Origin of the sequence: Chitinophaga sp. HK235 (genome assembly GCF_018255755.1) — a bacterium.
In the GTDB taxonomy this organism is placed as follows: Bacteria; Bacteroidota; Bacteroidia; order Chitinophagales; family Chitinophagaceae; genus Chitinophaga.
This window is the reverse complement of the sequence record NZ_CP073766.1, coordinates 2,802,171-2,816,370: the sequence shown is the minus strand read 5'-3', so window position 1 is coordinate 2,816,370 and position 14,200 is coordinate 2,802,171. Positions and strand designations below refer to the sequence as shown.

Annotated in this window: 13 protein-coding genes; 3 read left to right on the top strand and 10 right to left on the bottom strand. The window is 44.4% G+C overall.

The features are described from left to right. Positions 1 to 11: 11 nt before the first annotated feature. The 6 genes from KD145_RS09555 to KD145_RS09530 form a co-directional block, all read right to left on the bottom strand. Complete coding sequence (locus KD145_RS09555; RefSeq protein WP_212005664.1) at positions 12 to 1,307, bottom strand: thioredoxin family protein; 1,296 nt, start codon at positions 1,305 to 1,307, stop codon at positions 12 to 14. Between the two features lie 32 nt (positions 1,308 to 1,339). Next, the gene (locus KD145_RS09550; RefSeq protein ID WP_212005663.1) at positions 1,340 to 2,779 is read right to left on the bottom strand and encodes a RagB/SusD family nutrient uptake outer membrane protein; all 1,440 of its coding nucleotides are present in this window, start codon (positions 2,777 to 2,779) and stop codon (positions 1,340 to 1,342) included. 15 nt (positions 2,780 to 2,794) lie between these two features. Beyond that, the gene (locus KD145_RS09545; RefSeq protein WP_212005662.1) at positions 2,795 to 6,169 is read right to left on the bottom strand and encodes a SusC/RagA family TonB-linked outer membrane protein; all 3,375 of its coding nucleotides are present in this window, start codon (positions 6,167 to 6,169) and stop codon (positions 2,795 to 2,797) included. 149 nt (positions 6,170 to 6,318) lie between these two features. After that, the gene (locus KD145_RS09540) at positions 6,319 to 7,431 is read right to left on the bottom strand and encodes a FecR family protein (protein WP_212005661.1); all 1,113 of its coding nucleotides are present in this window, start codon (positions 7,429 to 7,431) and stop codon (positions 6,319 to 6,321) included. A gap of 197 nt (positions 7,432 to 7,628) precedes the next feature. Beyond that, the gene (locus KD145_RS09535; RefSeq protein ID WP_212005660.1) at positions 7,629 to 8,171 is read right to left on the bottom strand and encodes an RNA polymerase sigma factor; all 543 of its coding nucleotides are present in this window, start codon (positions 8,169 to 8,171) and stop codon (positions 7,629 to 7,631) included. A 204-nt stretch (positions 8,172 to 8,375) separates the two neighbouring features. After that, the gene (locus KD145_RS09530; protein WP_249219782.1) at positions 8,376 to 8,669 is read right to left on the bottom strand and encodes a dihydrofolate reductase family protein; all 294 of its coding nucleotides are present in this window, start codon (positions 8,667 to 8,669) and stop codon (positions 8,376 to 8,378) included. Between the two features lie 164 nt (positions 8,670 to 8,833). Here KD145_RS09530 and KD145_RS09525 point away from each other — a divergent pair, with 164 nt between their 5' ends. The 3 genes from KD145_RS09525 to KD145_RS09515 all read left to right on the top strand — a co-directional run bounded on the left by KD145_RS09525 (position 8,834) and on the right by KD145_RS09515 (position 10,941). Further along, positions 8,834 to 9,088, top strand: a complete 255-nt coding sequence (locus tag KD145_RS09525; protein WP_212005659.1) for an AraC family transcriptional regulator — start codon at positions 8,834 to 8,836, stop codon at positions 9,086 to 9,088. A gap of 21 nt (positions 9,089 to 9,109) precedes the next feature. Then, a complete protein-coding gene (locus tag KD145_RS09520; protein ID WP_212005658.1) occupies positions 9,110 to 9,883 on the top strand; it encodes an AraC family transcriptional regulator in 774 nt (257 codons plus the stop codon). A 74-nt stretch (positions 9,884 to 9,957) separates the two neighbouring features. Beyond that, positions 9,958 to 10,941 carry a S41 family peptidase gene (locus KD145_RS09515; protein WP_212005657.1) on the top strand — a complete coding sequence of 328 codons (984 nt, stop codon included), beginning with the start codon at positions 9,958 to 9,960 and terminating at the stop codon, positions 10,939 to 10,941. Here the strand turns inward: KD145_RS09515 and KD145_RS09510 are convergent. From KD145_RS09510 to KD145_RS09495, 4 genes are all read right to left on the bottom strand, one after another. Next, positions 10,888 to 11,460: a dihydrofolate reductase family protein gene (locus tag KD145_RS09510; protein ID WP_212005656.1), complete on the bottom strand. Its 573-nt coding sequence runs from the start codon at positions 11,458 to 11,460 to the stop codon at positions 10,888 to 10,890. The genes KD145_RS09515 and KD145_RS09510 overlap by 54 nt on opposite strands. 84 nt (positions 11,461 to 11,544) lie before the next feature. Further along, positions 11,545 to 12,918 carry an MFS transporter gene (locus KD145_RS09505; RefSeq protein WP_212005655.1) on the bottom strand — a complete coding sequence of 458 codons (1,374 nt, stop codon included), beginning with the start codon at positions 12,916 to 12,918 and terminating at the stop codon, positions 11,545 to 11,547. Next, a complete protein-coding gene (locus tag KD145_RS09500) occupies positions 12,908 to 13,513 on the bottom strand; it encodes an isochorismatase family protein (RefSeq protein WP_212005654.1) in 606 nt (201 codons plus the stop codon). Before KD145_RS09500 ends, KD145_RS09505 begins: the two co-directional genes overlap by 11 nt. 11 nt (positions 13,514 to 13,524) lie before the next feature. Next, complete coding sequence (locus tag KD145_RS09495; RefSeq protein ID WP_212005653.1) at positions 13,525 to 13,953, bottom strand: MarR family winged helix-turn-helix transcriptional regulator; 429 nt, start codon at positions 13,951 to 13,953, stop codon at positions 13,525 to 13,527. Positions 13,954 to 14,200: the final 247 nt, after the last annotated feature.

The following is a 14,200-nucleotide window of genomic DNA, read 5'->3' as shown; positions in this document are numbered from 1 at the left end:
TGCGTTAAATATCAATCCCATGTGGAGACTCCGTTTTTCATTTTTTTAAATGTTTCTTTGTAAGAATCAATTGTCTCGGTATCTTTTGTTTTTTCTGCCAGGTTTATTACTTTTTCTTCGATTAACATCGCTTCTTCTGTTTTTCCAAGTTTGTATAGCAAGTTTGCATAAGTATCCATGAAGGCGAAAACTGTTGGATTATTAGCTGTTATCTGTTTCATATATCCAGCTGTTTTTTCGAGCATTTTTTTATCCTTACTATGTTTAAATATGACCTCCCAGGCTATCCGATTGATTTCGATTAGTGAAAAAGGATCAGCAGGGATTCCATTCCTGTCTAGTTTCTCTACCTGATATTTGGAAATACTATCCCAGTTATTGTGCTGTAAATGCCAGGCGATCTTACTTTCAAGTATTGTTCGGTCTGCAATGTCTTTATCCCATTCAGATGCTACTTTCCTGCTTATTTCATTCCAGGAAGGACTTTTTTTACTATTTACTAGCGCGGGACCAATTATGTCTCTTCGTACTATCATATCCAAAACAGCTCTTGAAAAGCCTCTCGCTTTTAGCAAACTATCCGAATGTAATTGGTTTTGATATAGGTATTCTATTATTAAATCTTTTTTCCCGAAAAGAATCAGAAAGTCATTAATTATTGTCATCGCTTTGGGGAGGACCTTTTCGGGATCGGATTTGTCAATATAGAGTGACTTGTATTTTGCTGCTACTTTTAATGCGAGTGTATCCTGTTTTAGTGACTTGAGAGATTGTGCTAATGAAAGTAATTCATCGTCGGTTAGTTTGTTTTGATGAAACTTTGCAAGCTTGGCAGTTAAAGCCTCTGATGAGGTTTTAGCTGTTTTACAAAGTTTTACTAACGCCGTAGCTGATTTGTAACCTTGATCCTGATATATCAGGTTTCCATTTGAGTCGAAGAATAGGAAAGTAGGAACAGCTGGTATGAAGTAGCTTGATTTTATCATTGATGCTAGTCCATACATTTTTTGGATTTCGGTATTGTCATTCTTATTGCTGTCAATTTGAATTTTGACAGATAGGAATTCGTCGTTTATATATTTATGGACAGAATCTACTGTATATACCTCTTGTTCCATTTTTTTGCATGGAACGCACCAGGTGGCGTATACATCAAGGAATATTAGTTTATTTTCTTTCCTGGCTATATTTTGGATTTCTTTCCAGTTGTCATAATTCCTGAATGTTATATTATTGGATGTTTGGGCTTCTGAGCGGAGTGACAGAAATATGCCTATTGCCAGTAATATTTTCCTGTGAATTCTCATTGATCTGTAAGTTTAATGTTGTTATGGGCGTTTTAGTATCCTGGATTTTGTGTAAGGTTTTTGTCTTTAATTATTTCTGAGTTAGGTATAGGATATAGCGCCTTATACGTTGCCCAGTTCCCGCCTTTGGATATTTCCTCTGCAGACATGACATTGTCTATAGTGTTGCTGCGTTTTAAATCCATCCATCGGTGTCCCCATTCTGTAAATAGTTCAACCCTGCGTTCTTTAAGTATTGCATTTTTCAACTGGTTGATGTCATTGGTGTTAAAGAGTGGAAGGCCAGCGCGATTACGGATGATGTTTAGATCAGATAGCGCTCCTGTGATATTATTTTGCTGTGCTCTCGCCTCCGATCTGATTAGATATTGCTCCGATATTCGAAATACGATATTGTACTCAGATACGCTGCTGGTATTGGCATCTATTTTATATTTGGCAGCAAATGGATATGTAATACCGCCAGATGTTACACTTCCTGTCCAGGCTGATTTTCTGTTGTCGTTTTGTTCGAAGCTTTTCATTAAAGATGCAGATGCGTAAAAGACCTTTGGGGTTCCTGCTGCAGGTGCACTTGTAAGTAGGAAGGTTGCTCCCTCATCAGTATTATATCCGGTTTTGACAGGTTGCAGAGACCAGATAGTTTCTTTGCTGTTTTTCTTAAAAACCTGATTTAAAGGTAACGTGTCATAGAGATTTTTCTTGTCGATTAGCAGAGTTGCTGATGATTCTGCAGTAGGATAATCGTTGCTGAATAATGCAGCCCTTGCCAATAAAGCTATTGCAGTTGACTTATTGGGACGCACCCTTTCAGTAGTAGTTTTTATAAGCGAGGCGTCAACGTAGTTGTCGTCAAGTAAGTTAATTGAGCTTTGTAAATCAGAATATATTTGATTGTAAACTTGTTTTGTTGATGATTTTGGGAGGATGCCTGTTATAGTATAATCAGTGGTTAAGGCCAATGGGATTTCCCCGTAAATGTTGACAAGATAGAAATAATAAAATGCTCTTAAGAAGTATGCCTCTCCGAGTACTCTTTGCTTTACTGAGGGGGTAAGTGATTGTGATTTATTGACTCCTTCTATAGCTGCATTAATAGTATAAATTCTGGGATAGAAGTTAATAAAATAGTTCCCAATTAGTACTGCATTGAAGTAATCAGCGCTTAAAGAGTTTTGATAATATGGTAAATAGTCAATTTTGTTGAAATCAAAAAGTACTAAGTTATCTGCGGATAAGTCAGTTAGGAGGGATATAGAAGTTATACCTCCGCTGGTAAAATCGCCACTCATCATTTTGGCATATAAACCAGTTAATACTGCTGTCGCTGTATTGTCGTATTGGTATACGTTTTCAGCATTCATGCTTGTGTCGGGTGCACCTACGTCCAGGAATTTCTTACAACTTGAAAAGAAAAATATATGGACGGAAATAAATACCAGAATAATAGTGATGTATTTTTTTTGTGTCATTTTTTCTGTTTTAGTTTAGAAAGAAATGTGTCCTCCAATTGTTACTGTTCGCAATGGTGGTAGCGTTGAGAAAGTGCCGGTTTCAGGATCCGGACCATAGAAATTGGTAATGGTGAAAATGTTTTGACCATTAACGAAGATTGTTGCTGAGGATATTTTGACCTTCCGTGTCCAGTTTTTTGGGAGCTTATAACTTAGCGACACATTTTTTAATCTTAGATAAGAGGCGTCTGCGTACCTGGCTTCGCTATATAAAAGTGCATTATAGGCTGTACGTTGATTGAGTGTCGCTTTTTGGTATTGCGCTTGATCTCCCGGATTATGCCAGCGATCGGCTATCAGTGCCGGTGTTCCGACTGAAGATCCTGGTATTCCCAGAAATGTCATTTTGTCGCTGGTATTTGTTAGGTTCATAAATTGGAACATTAAGTCTAATGATATGTTCTTGTATGTTAGTGTGTTGGAAAAGCCACCAAACCATTTAGGATTGAGGTTTATTGGTTTGACGCGATCTGTATTGTAATTCGGGTCACTTGTTGCTTTCCCGTCTTTACTGAGATATTGATAGAATCCAGTCGCTGGGTTTACTCCCAGGAATGGGTAGACTAATGCAATATTAACAGGCTGGCCTATCATATAAGATGCTGCTAAAGTACTCGTCGCCAGATCATCAAATCTGGTTAGTTTATTTTTTGCAACAGTAAAGTTTATTGAGGTGCTCCAGTTGAATGATTGGTTTTTTACCGGTGTCGCCTCTAATTGAAGTTCTACTCCGGTATTCTTAATAGTTGCATTTATGTTTTTATTTATAAGGGGAAATCCTGTGATGTATCCAAGCGGATAAGAGATGAGTTGATTGTTTGATGTGTTGTAATAATAGTTTGCAGTAAGGAGTATTCTATTGTTTAAAAAACCCAGATCCAATCCGAAGTTTAGTTTTTTCGTCAGCTCCCATTGAAGGTATGGGTTGGCATGCCCTGTTGGTGCCAGTCCAACTGTCTGCTGATATGGTATATTGGTTGTTACACTGTTGTATAACGTTAAGTATTTATAATCGCCTATCTGATCGTTTCCTGTTGTGCCATATGAAACTCTTAGTTTTCCGTAACTTAGTTTTGGAAGCATGTTTTTTACTATATTCTCTTCACTGAATACCCAGGCACCTGCAATAGAGTAAAAGTTAGCGAACCTGTTTACAGATCCAAACCTGCTACTGCCGTCCCTTCTGGCAGCTAGCGTTAATATGTATTTATTGTTATAGATATAGTTAAATCTTCCAAAGAATGCACAGTATCTGTAGTCAGATTGTAATGCTGAAGAAATTGAAAGAACCGGAGCTGCCTGTAGATTCATCAATTGTGCATCATTTGCAAAGCCGGATCCTGAGATCGCGAGGGCATAGCTTTTTATTTCATTCACTGTGCTTCCTAATAGGAAATTGAACTGGCCGAATTTTAAAGCTTTTCTATATTCAATCTGTGGTTCTATTATCCAGGAGGTGATTGATTTGTTTGCTGCATTAGACATTCTTCCATTAAAGGTTGCGCTTGGATCATATGATGATTGTGGTATTATGGTTGTTTCATCTGATTGAAGACGGTTATATCCTAATGAGGTTCTTATCTCCAGTCCCGGTATAATAGTATAGCCTATACTTGAGTTACCAATAAGATTGTTACTGGTACCTTTATATTGTCGTTTTAAATAGCTTAGTGGGTTGACAAAACTATATGATGAAGTGCCTGGAATTAACCCCCAATTTAATGAGCCATCTGAATTATATAAAGCCGGTGCATCCGGGGGAAGTGAAAATGCATAGCTGGATAAATCAGAGGTAGCCATATTATTTTTGTCCTGTAGGTAGGTAATTGTTAGGCCATATTTGAACTTTTGATTCTCGGATATGTGACTTATGTTTGCATGTACATTGGCTTTGGTATCAGCCAGGTCTCCGGGAAATACAGTGGTTTCTTTGAGATATCCCCCACTTACAAGAAATTGTGTATTAAGTCCACCTCCGGATATTGACCCCTGAAGATTTGTAAAGCTAGCTGTGCCACCTATTAATTCTTTTTGCCAGTTTGTATTTCTTGTCGTGTCCCACACACCGTTGATATCATAATCTGAGGGGAGGATAGGAGCATTATCATTTTTTTTGCCCTCCTTTCTGAGTGCTATATAGTCACTGGTATTTAGCATTTTAGTTTGTTTAGGAACAGTGCTCCATCCTGTTTGAAGGTCGAGATCTACTTTTGTATTTCCTGCTTTCCCTTTTTTAGTCGTAATTATAATGGCTCCATTTGCCGCTCTTGATCCATAAATAGAAGTTGCATCTGCATCCTTTAATATTGTAATACTCTCTATGTCGTTAGGATTAATATAGCCAAGCGTACTTCCCCCGCCCCCGCCTGTAATCCCTGTTCCCATTAAAGTAGGTAAAAGGTTTTTAGGGGTATATGGGACACCATCAATTACAAAGAATGGGGCGGTACCTTGAGTTAAGCTATTAATGCCTTGAACATTGATGTTTACATTACCAGCTGATAAACCTGTTGTTTGCTTTATAAACACTCCTGGTGTTCTGCCTTGTAAGGCTAGTAAGGGGTTGGATACAGGCTGTCTCTCAATAGTTTCTGCATTTATTGTTATTTGGTTTCCTGTACTTAAGCGTTTCGTCGTCGTACCATATGCAATCACCTGCACCTGATCCAGTGCCGTATTCAACTGTTGCAATACCACATCAACCTCCCCCTGTGAAGCTTTGATCTCTTTCGTCAGATAACCGATATAACTAAATATCAAAGTCGCAGCTGCATTTGTCTTCAGATTATAATTCCCATCCACATTGGTAACAGTGCCTGTACCACCGCCTTTCACGCGAATGCTCACGCCCACCAGCGGTTGCCCTTTGTCATCCTTAACCATACCTTGTATATGGACTACCTTCAGTGAATCTGGACCGCCGTTGTTGAAGGTGAGGAAATCGGTGGCGGAGAGGTTATCACGTTTGCGGGTGACAACAATAACTTTATTCTCTATAGTATAGGAGAAGGGTTGGTTCTCGAAGACTTTTTCGAGGGCGGCGGTGATAGAGGTTTCCTGGAGGTCGAGGTTGACCGGCTTGGAGTCGCGGAGGTTATCCGATTCCACGAAGAAGGAGTAACCGCTCTGTTTGCGGATGGATTGTAATACGTCCCGGAGGGGTGTATTGCTGGCGGTAAGGGATATCCGCTGGGAGTATACGCTGGCGGTGACCTGGAGGTTGAATAAAAAGAGTAATGCGATTATTTTCATAGTCACTATGATTTTTAGCGCGTGACGGCTCAGCAGGGAGGGGATTTTCTGCAAAGAAAAACCCGTTCCCACCTTGATGGGTACATTATAATCCATATCTTTGTAAGGTTGAAGGTTATAAGATGATTGTTACGAGCAAGATTTTTATAAAGTTTGACCGTACCGGCAGTGTTCCCGCACTTCCGGTTTTTTTGTGTTTAGATTGTTCTGTGCTGTATAGATTTTTGACTGTTAATACTGGTTGATTATTGAACGGAGACCTTCCTTCCGTCGATCCTGAATTTGAGTCTGCTGCTCACTTCTATAATTCTGATTACTTGCAGGAGGTTAAGGCTCCTGGGAATTTCGGCGTCGAATCTTCTATTGGGAAGGTTGCTGTCGGAAAAATCCACATCATACCATCTGCCAATCTGTTTTAGAACTTCTTTTATCGGAGTACCGTTGAACACAAACAGACCATCTTTCCAGGCTGTTGCATCATCGGTGTCTACTTCCTTCACTTCGAATTTGTTCTCTGTAAGGATAGCTTGCTGACCAGGCTTAAGTGGGCGGGTCGCGGATGAATGGAGCGGGGATATTTCTACGCTGCCCTCTGCAAGTGTAGTAATATCAGGCTGGTTTAGATAGCAGCATACATTGAAATGTGTGCCGGTCACCTTAATGTTTTGTTTTTGGCTGGAGACTACAAAAGGTTGCTGACGATTCTTGGCCACTTCAAAATAAGCTTCACCATTTAATTGGACCCGGCGTATAGGCCCTGTAAAAGGTACAGGGAAGGTGATAGTGCTCTCAGCGTTTAGAAAAACCCTGCTGCCATCTGGAAGGACCACCTGGTACTGACCGCCCCGAGGGGTGGTAATCGTATTGTACACAGGCTGGTCTTCCGATAGTTTTAATGGTTGCCTGGTGGTGATATAATAATTCAATGATCCTTTTTTGTTCTGTTGAACGGTAATGCCTGGTGCGGCATTGATAGTGCCTCCTGCCTCATCAAGGTTGATCCTGCTTCCATCGGAAAGGGTAAGGGTAGCTTTGTTGCTGCCTGGCCGTATCGCGGCCATCAGCTTCTCCTGTACAGGGATCCGGGTGTGTTGCTGCATGTACCTTGTATAGGATAATACTGACATAAAAACAACTGCAGCGGCCATCAGATACCATGCGTCCGGTGATTTACCATTGCCTATCTTCAGCTTATGCCAGATCTCTTTCTTGATCCGGGAGTAATCCACATTATATGCTACTGGTTCCTGCTGCCGACAAAGCTCAAGGTACCAGTCTTCCACCAGCGCCTTTTCTTCCGGTGTGCAATCACCTCGCTCTACACGATCTAATAAATCCTTGGTTTCCTGGTCGCTCATACAAAGTTTAAGTTAGATGGTATACATTCACATTGTTTCATCTCAACAACTGGGATTCGATTTATCTTTTTATCTTTGCATTCACTCACTTACTTATACTACACGTATGTTAAAGGACAGTTGCATTTAAATTATCAAATCTTTAACTTTTCCCGCTCAATGCATTTTTTATTTACAATTGGTTCGGAAATTCCCGCCTAGAAGTAACTGAGCTTCGTACGCAGAATACGAATCGCATTATGAATCTGCTTACGCACCGTCTCTGTAGAGGTACGCGTTTGCTCCGCAATCGTTTTGTAATCGAAATGCTGTTTACGGCTCAATTCAAATGTCAGCCGCATCCGCTCCGGCAACCTGGATATCTCTGCCTCTATCAGCCGCTGCAACTCCCGCTCCCGCACCTGATTATCCGTACAATCAGATACCGGCGTATGTGCGCGCAGCGACGCCAGGTATTTCTCCCTCACCTTTCCCCGCCGGTAGTCATTAATGATCCGGTTCCGGATAGTCGTATATAATAATAGACGAAGCGGAATCGTTTCCTGAATATTCCCATGCCGGATCAGCGAATGGAATGTCTCCTGGACAACATCCTGCGAAGCACATTCGTCATGCAACATCCGCAGCGCATGCCGGTATAATATGGCCCAATAACGATTGTAGATCTCATTAAAACAACCAACATTGCCCTTGTTATAACCGGCAACCAAATCACTATCACTTAATTCTGTGTACGTCATATCAAGAAAATAATTTGGTGGCAGGAATAAATTTTTGAGTGCCACTTTACCCTAGGAACGAGTACCAAAATTGAGCGGTTGTAAGGCAATTGTTAATCCGAAAATGAAGAGTGGTTTATTAATAAACTATAAATGAGGAAACAAGCAAGCTAATAAATGAAAAATTGGCCACCATGGCTGATAAATGAGGATCGCCAGCCAGAGTTATCCCCCGGCTGGCGACAGATTTTTGTTAACAAAAAAACGGAACCAGATCACGCCCGACTTTAAAGTTTGCATCTGTTGGAACTCGAGCATCACCCTCATCTGCTCATTCCGGAACAACGGAACACCCTTGCCTAACACTACCGGATGCACCCACAATTGATACTCGTCGACCAGCTCCTCCTGTATCAATGCACCCACCAACCGCCCGCTGCCATACACCAGAATATTTTTCTCCGGCCCCTGACACGGTGCTTTCAGTATACCCACAATACGCTGCAGATTCTCCTTCACCTGCCGGCTGTTGCTCCAGGTCTGGTTTTCATAAATGATAGTTTGGGTGATTCAAAATTACTCTACCACCTGTAATCGGATCGGGTGGTTTAATGATATTTAAGAGGTTTGTTTGCGACTCTTTACTTCCTTAACTTTATCAATGCTTAAATATTTCCTGTGATGTGCTCCATGATGCCGTAGTGGCCAGTATTGCAAACCATTACATGATACTAGCCGGTGTCAACAGCTTATTGGAAGAGGCTGGCAAGCCACCGGTACACATGGAGGCTGTCAAAAGGAAACTGGAAACAAACACCATGAACGTCAATGAAGTGATGTCAGACAGCAAAGCTTTCGGGGCTACTTTTAAAAAACTCACAGGGATGCTGCCGGTCGACTACCGCCAAAAATATAATAAGGAAGCCGGCGCCCGCTAAATCTTTTAAAACACAACCTGTATGGACCAACTGGGTACCGGTGCCTTTCTGGGTGTCAGCAAAGCCAACTACCACCTCTCCGGCATCATGCTGTCGGAAACTGTATATACCTCCCGTGTATCGGAAGAATGGCATCATCATGCCAATCCACATTGTTCGCTCATCCTGGAAGGTGGTAATCTTGAGCACCGCCGGTACCGGCAGCAGGAAGCCCTGCCTGGACAGCTGCTTCGTTATGCTGCTGGTGAAGTACACCGTAACCTGCACACGCTGCATCCTTCCCGTAACCTTAACCTGGAACTGGAGCCCACCTTTTTCAAAACCTATGATTTACTGGAAATGACCTGGGAAACTATTGCGGAGCATGACCTGCAACTGGCTGTGCTGAAGTTGTATCACGCATGCAGCATGGAGGAAGATACGCTGGGAGATACATCCCTGCTCAGTTTATGGGGAAGGCCAGGGCGTCCGGGTAAAGGTTTGCCGGCATGGGCTATCCGCATCAGGGAGCTGTTGCAGGACCAATGGGATACTCCCTTTACGCTGGCCTCCCTGTCAGCACAGGCGGGTGTGCATCCGGTAACGGTGTCCAGGTATTTCCCGCTGTATTTTCATTGTACGCTGGGAGAATATCTCCGGAAAATAAAAGTGGCACAATCACTGGCACTCGTACGTAATAAAGAAAATTCATTGACCGATATCGCCTTTCAATGCGGCTTCTACGACCAGAGTCATTTCATCCGCAGCTTCAGGCAGTACACCGGTTACCGCCCGGGAGCGTTCCGGAAATTATGAAAGGAGGTTACGCTAATCTCATACAATTTTTCCTCACAGGCATGTGATAGTTTTGTGATTTCAATGCTATCTAAATGAGAATATTACCATGCTTTGTAAGCCTATGCCTGTGCTTATCGACTGCATCTGCACAAACACTGTCTGAAAAACAGCAACGGGAGGTCCTGGTCCGTTCCGCACAATTAATGGAGCAACATTATGTATACCCCGACAAAGGGAAGTTATTGTCTGCGGCCTTGTTAAAGGCAGGCAAAGACCGGGCGTATGCTGCTATTGACAGCGTAAAATCTTTTTCCAATGGAGTAACTGCTTTGTTGCAGCAAACCGTGAAAGACGGGCATATCTACCTGCGGTATGATCCTGCGGTGGTGAAAGACCTGCAGGCTCCCAAAGGCAATACGGATAGTTTACCAGACCCGTTTTATTATGGAGAAAGGGCGGAGAAGAACAACTATGGTTTTCAGGAGATAAAAATCCTGCCGGGTGGTGTGGGGTATCTGCGTTTGTCGGAAATAAATCTTTCCCCGAAGAGTATTGTGCTGTTAAAGGCAGCGATGGAGCTGTTGCGGCATACGCAGGCACTGGTGCTGGACCTGCGTGATAATGGCGGCGGGGGCAGCGATATGGGATTAGTGCTGGAAGGCTGTTTTGTGCCGGAAGGCACGCCTTTACTGGAAGTGAAGAAAAGGGAAGGAGCTGTGACGCAGGAGAAAGCAGTGACGGCCGGCCCGGAATATAAGTACGAACAACCTTTGTATGTGCTCGTCAATGGCAGAACCGCTTCTGCAGCAGAAGCTTTCCCATTTACCATGCAGCGGCTGAAACGGGCGGTGGTAGTAGGGCAGCGCACAGCCGGGGCTGCACATATGAACGAATGGTATCCTGCCGGAAATGATTTTTTCCTGTCTGTAGCTGTTGCTGCACCGGTATTTCCCGGGACAGATATTTCCTGGGAGCGGACCGGTGTACAGCCTGATTTTGTTACTGCCGACAGGGAGGAAGATCTACCCCTGGTGCTGCGGCTGATAGCAGAGCGCCACGATGCCGCACGTAAATGAGGTGGCACTGACCAGTTTCATGGATAACTTTTGTCCCAGCAGATGGAAGATGGGCAAGCCTTTTCCCAGAGCAGCAGGATTGACGAAAAGATGGTATTCATCGATGAGGTTGCGGGTTATAAGACTCGAGGCCATACTACTACCGCCATAGGTGATGATGTCTCCTCCGGGAGATCTTTTCAGCCGGTTGATTTCTTCTTCCAGATTTTCATTGATCAGGACGGTGTTTTTCCAGCCATGTTCTGTTTGTGTTCGGGAGAAGACCACCTTTTCCGTATCATTCATTTTATGGGTGAAGATGTCGGCCACATCAGGATCACCGGCACGGGCCGCCCAGGTAGGAATGAAGTGGTCGGCCAGCTTACGGCCGATAAGGATGAGGTCTACCGGGGCTGTGAGCTCCATCACATAGTTTTTCAGTTCATCGTCCCAGTCGGAGGTGGTCCAATCCATTTCTCCGTTGGGGCCGGCAACAAAACCATCGATGCTCACCTGCATCTGTAGTTTCAGCTTTCTCATAGGATATGTTTGAGACTACAAACTTACAGGTTCTGAATCGTTTCAACGGGGGGCTAATACGCCAAACTTGCGGCATAAAAACATTTATCGCAGGACCCCGGCTGCCAGCTGTTTTTTGCGGGCTATCGACGGGATGAAGAGCAGGATCATCAACACACAGCTGGCAACGGCAAACCATGCCATCAGGTGAAAGCTGCTGTCTGTGATTCCCTGTCGGTATAGTGTTTTCAGCTGTGAGCCGGAAAGTATGGCCCCCAGATAACCGAAGGTGCGGTATAATCCGAAGGATATGCCTATTTGTCCGGGAGGTGCTTCTGCATACAACGAGGCCTGGTTGGCAATAGGGTTGATACCGGTGGATAGCCCAACCAGCAGGGTGATGCCGGTGAGCAGGTAAAGAGATATGTCTGCGTGAACTGCAAACAAAGCTGTGCAGGTCATCGCCGTACACAGGATACCAGCCACATTTTTCAGGAGCAGGCTTTCATACCGGGAGATGATCAATCCTGCTGCCGCGGATGCCAGTGACATAGGCAATAACAAGAGGCCGGTGTGGGCAGGAGAAATATGCTTCACGCTTTCCATCCATTGCGGCAATGAAAATAACAGCAGGTACATGACGTAACTGGCGGCCATGGAACTGATATACACCATTAACAGAGATGGTTGCCGGGCAAACAGGCGTACATCTATGAATGGGTTGTTTTGCCGTCGCTCCCATATGACGAGTGATAACAACAGCGCCAACAGCAGGCCTGTGCCACTCCAGGAAAAGGCAGGACTCAGTAACAACAGTAACAGTGTTAATAAGGTACCGCTGAAAAGCAGGATTCCGGGAGCATCCAGTCTGGCGGGCAGCTGGCGTATGCTGATCGGTTCTGCAGGTGGGGTATCTGGTAATGCACGGGCCAGCCAGAGGGATACCAATACCCAGGGAATGTTGATGAAGAAGATACCTTTCCAGCCCAGTGTTTGCGAGAGCAGTCCACCCAGTACAGGTCCCAGCGCCATACTGCCCAGCCCTGATACGGAGATGATGCCGAGTACAGTGCCGGGTACTGCCCGGCCTTCATCTGCGTATTTTTTATTGACCAGCGCCATGGCTGAAGGGTAGGCGGCGGAGGTGCCCAGACCCAGTATTACCCTGGAGACGATGAGCCAGTTGAAGGATGGTGCGAAGGTGCCGGTTATGCCGGCCATCAGCACCAGCAGAAAGCCGAGTTGGTTTATTTTCCTGGGACTGTAGATGTCTGCCAGTCTTCCCATCAGCGGTAGACCGATGGTGGAAGTGAGGTACTGCGGTGTGATGAGCAGGGCTCCGTCGCTGATGTTTCTGCCGAATGACTGGCAGATGGTGGTGAGCGCTGTTGCCAGCATGGTAGAGTTAAGTGGGTTCATCATGGTGCCGAGTACCAGCGGCAGCATAAACTTAACGGATATACGATCTTTATTTTTCACTTACTGTCAGATGATGCAGAATGTCTGCGGTGGTGCCTGTTTCTCCGATGCGTGGGAAGATGTACTGCAGGCTGTTTTCGTGGCATGCAAGCTGGGTGTCGGTCATGGCGTCGGTGGCAAAGGTGATGTTAAGTCCGTTTTCGTTGGCTGTTCTGGCGGTGCTTTCCACGCCGATGCTGGTAGAAACACCTGCCAGTACAATACCGGTGATGTTTTTCTCCTGCAGAATGCTGAGCAGTGGTGTGTGCGCAAAGGCGTTCCAGGTGGTTTTAGTGATACGGATGTCTTCCGGTTGTACATTGATTTCCGGCACGATGTTGAAGAATCCGCCGGCAGTCATAGCCTCCAGCTGTTGTTTTTGTACGGCGGGATCTTTAGACATGGTACTGACGTCAGCTCTTACCATCATGGCGGGAGAGCCTATCGGGTTTACATGTACTATTACGACTGGCAGTCCGGCTTTACGGAAGGCAGCCGCCAGCAGGGCGGCATTGTGTACGATGCCGGCCATAGGGTGTGCTGTAGTCATGCTGATGACGCCCATCTGGAGGTCGATGAGCGCCAGGGCGGTGTTTTTGTCGATACGGGTTATCATGGTCCGTTGTTTTATTTATAGTCTGCTATTTTGCTGAGCAGGGGTAACACTTCTGCCAGCATCTTTTTTTCTTTTTCGGTGAGGGTGTTGTTGATGGCGATGGCCAGCCATTCGTCTCGCTCGGACCGTGTTTTCTCCACCATCTTTTTCCCTTTGGCAGTAATGGACACCAGCACTTTCCGCTTGTCGTCTTCAGAAGGCGTGCGGACGATGAGTGTTTCCGCTTCCAGGTTGTTGAGCATCTGTGACATGGACTGGTTTTTTACTTTCACCAATTCCGCCAGTTCAGAAGGAAATAGTGGTCCCTGGTGGTAAACATGAGACATGACAGTCATTTCACTGAAAGACAGTTCTACGGTAGAATACACCTGCTTGCGCAGCCGTTTGGTAAGGTGAGAAATGCAGGTTCGTAGTGAGGATGCTGTTGCTAATGTGTTCATATTTATGTTATGTAGATAAACTAATAAGTTTACCTTACAAAATTATTGCGGAAATTTTTATCTACCAAAAAAATAAAAACAGTGGGGGAGTGTCTCTCAACAATCATCATCCGGTAGAAGAAAATGGGAAAGCATCTCTCTACAGTCATCCTCCGATAAAGAAAATTCTCTATAGTCATCTCTCAACAATCATCATCCGGTAGAAGAAAATGGGAAAGCACCTCTCTGTAGTCATCCTCCGGTAAAG

Bases quoted from the DNA above. Each gene is read 5' to 3' on its own strand.
- KD145_RS09555 (WP_212005664.1), bottom strand. From the start codon at position 1,307: ATGAGAATTCACAGGAAAATATTACTGGCAATAGGCATATTTCTGTCA.
- KD145_RS09550 (WP_212005663.1), bottom strand. From the start codon at position 2,779: ATGACACAAAAAAAATACATCACTATTATTCTGGTATTTATTTCCGTC.
- KD145_RS09545 (WP_212005662.1), bottom strand. From the start codon at position 6,169: ATGGATTATAATGTACCCATCAAGGTGGGAACGGGTTTTTCTTTGCAG.
- KD145_RS09540 (WP_212005661.1), bottom strand. From the start codon at position 7,431: ATGAGCGACCAGGAAACCAAGGATTTATTAGATCGTGTAGAGCGAGGT.
- KD145_RS09535 (WP_212005660.1), bottom strand. From the start codon at position 8,171: ATGACGTACACAGAATTAAGTGATAGTGATTTGGTTGCCGGTTATAAC.
- KD145_RS09520 (WP_212005658.1), top strand. From the start codon at position 9,110: ATGGACCAACTGGGTACCGGTGCCTTTCTGGGTGTCAGCAAAGCCAAC.
- KD145_RS09515 (WP_212005657.1), top strand. From the start codon at position 9,958: ATGAGAATATTACCATGCTTTGTAAGCCTATGCCTGTGCTTATCGACT.
- KD145_RS09510 (WP_212005656.1), bottom strand. From the start codon at position 11,460: ATGAGAAAGCTGAAACTACAGATGCAGGTGAGCATCGATGGTTTTGTT.
- KD145_RS09500 (WP_212005654.1), bottom strand. From the start codon at position 13,513: ATGATAACCCGTATCGACAAAAACACCGCCCTGGCGCTCATCGACCTC.
- KD145_RS09495 (WP_212005653.1), bottom strand. From the start codon at position 13,953: ATGAACACATTAGCAACAGCATCCTCACTACGAACCTGCATTTCTCAC.